The sequence below is a fragment of the Vibrio sp. Vb1574 genome, from assembly GCF_033338675.1.
On record NZ_JAWOTC010000128.1, the window covers coordinates 1 to 1,714 of the forward strand.

Sequence of the window (1,714 nt, forward strand, 5' to 3'; positions counted from 1 at the left end):
TGCTGCTCGTGGCAGGAATTCTTCAAAGCTCATTGGTGATTCTTTATCAGCACCGTCAGAGATAGCACGTACAACAACAAATGGTGTGTTGAACTGGTGGCAAGTCTGAGCAATAGCTGATGCTTCCATTTCAACCGCAATAACGGATGGGAAGTTTTCACGAATGAACGCTTGGCGCTCAGCCGTGCAAACAAACGCATCGCCCGTACAGATCAAACCGCGAACAGCATGTGTATTCGCCATTTGCTCGAGTGCTTTTTCCGCTAGGTCCATCAGTTTTTCATCCGCTTTGAATGCTGCTGGTTGACCTGCCATTTGACCAATTTCATAGCCAAAAGCAGTCACGTCTGCATCATGGTGGCGCACTTCTGTAGAAATCACTACGTCACCTAGATTTAGGCTTGAATCGAAACCACCAGCAGAACCTGTGTTGATAACCACATCTGGTTGGTATTCATCAAGAAGAATTGTTGTACCAACTGCCGCAGCAACTTTACCGATACCAGATTGTAGTAGCACTACATCTACATCGTTAATTTGACCAGAGAAAAACGTACAACCTGCTTTGTTTACGGTTTGGCAGTTTGTCATAGCTTCTTTCAGGATGGTCACTTCTTGTTCCATCGCACCGATGATACCAACTTTCATAGCACTCTCTTTAGGTAAAATATTTAATCGGCGAGAGTATAGCACTCCCTGTCAGCAGTTTTCTATTTGATGAGTTCTGCTTTAGAAAGTTCGGTTCGTAATTGCTCGGCCCGTTTTCGATTGACGCCAAAGTCGGAATACCCTACGCGTGATTCTGAACGCACGATCAGAGTATTCCCGTCGATCTTTAATTCGAGATCATCCACGAAGCGCATGATTTTAGATGTGCATTCAATGCGCAGATAATTGCCATCTTTCTCTGCTGTTTTAGCCCCCGATAGTTGCAGTGCTGCTTGCTCAATTGCATCCAATGTGGCGGATTCGGTGAGAGTAAAAGGTTCGAGGTGGTGTTCTTCTCGTTGGTCTTGTGTTGAAACGCAGTTAGGTTTGTTTCCACATGGGGTTTGAGTTCTATCTGGCATCGAAGTGACTCCTTGGCTGCATGCGGTTAAGCCGAGAAAAGTGATGAGCATCAGAGCGGCTTTTTTCATGAGTTCTATTCCTTAACAGAGGAATTTAATTATATGTAATAAAAGAAAAAAGGATCCAATCTTTGGATCCTTTTTGAGTGTTGGTACGACGCTATACGTTTAAGTAATCAAGAATGCCTTCTGCTGCTTTTCGTCCTTCATCAATGGCGGTTACCACTAAATCAGAACCGCGAACTGCGTCTCCCCCAGCAAAGATCTTTTCATTGCTGGTTTGATATTGAAACTCTTGGTTGTTGGGTGCTTTGATTCGTCCCCATTGATCAAGTTCAACATTGAACGGAGTAAGCCAGTTCATTTGATGAGGTTGGAAACCAAATGCCATGATGACAGCATCGGCAGGCAGTACGTGTTCACTTCCTTCTACAGGTTCTGGGCGACGGCGACCTGCGTCATCAGGCTCGCCTAAAGCAGTTTTGACCACTTTCACGCCTGAAACTTTGCCATACGCATCAACCTCAATACCTAAAGGCTGAAGGTTAAACATGAACTTCACGCCCTCTTCTTTGGCATTTTTCACTTCTCGACGAGAGCCTGGCATGTTTTCTTCATCACGACGGTAGGCACAAATCACGTTA

Annotated in this window: 3 protein-coding genes; all 3 read right to left on the reverse strand. The window is 45.0% G+C overall.

Translation table 11 applies throughout. The features are described 5' to 3' along the window. Positions 1-648: 5'-methylthioadenosine/S-adenosylhomocysteine nucleosidase (gene mtnN / locus R7O12_RS24115; protein WP_318126568.1), on the reverse strand; the 648-nt coding region annotated here is incomplete at its 3' end. Positions 649-710: 62 nt separating this feature from the next. Continuing rightward, positions 711-1,139 (reverse strand): DUF1499 domain-containing protein, encoded by a 429-nt coding sequence (locus tag R7O12_RS24120; protein ID WP_005480841.1) that lies wholly within the window; start codon positions 1,137-1,139, stop codon positions 711-713. 91 nt (positions 1,140-1,230) lie between these two features. Continuing rightward, positions 1,231-1,714, reverse strand: a 484-nt coding sequence (locus R7O12_RS24125; protein WP_318126569.1) for an FAD-dependent oxidoreductase, incomplete at its 5' end; no start/stop codon positions are given.

Coding starts and splice junctions, on each gene's coding strand:
- R7O12_RS24120 (WP_005480841.1), bottom strand. CDS start 1,139: ATGAAAAAAGCCGCTCTGATGCTCATCACTTTTCTCGGCTTAACCGCA.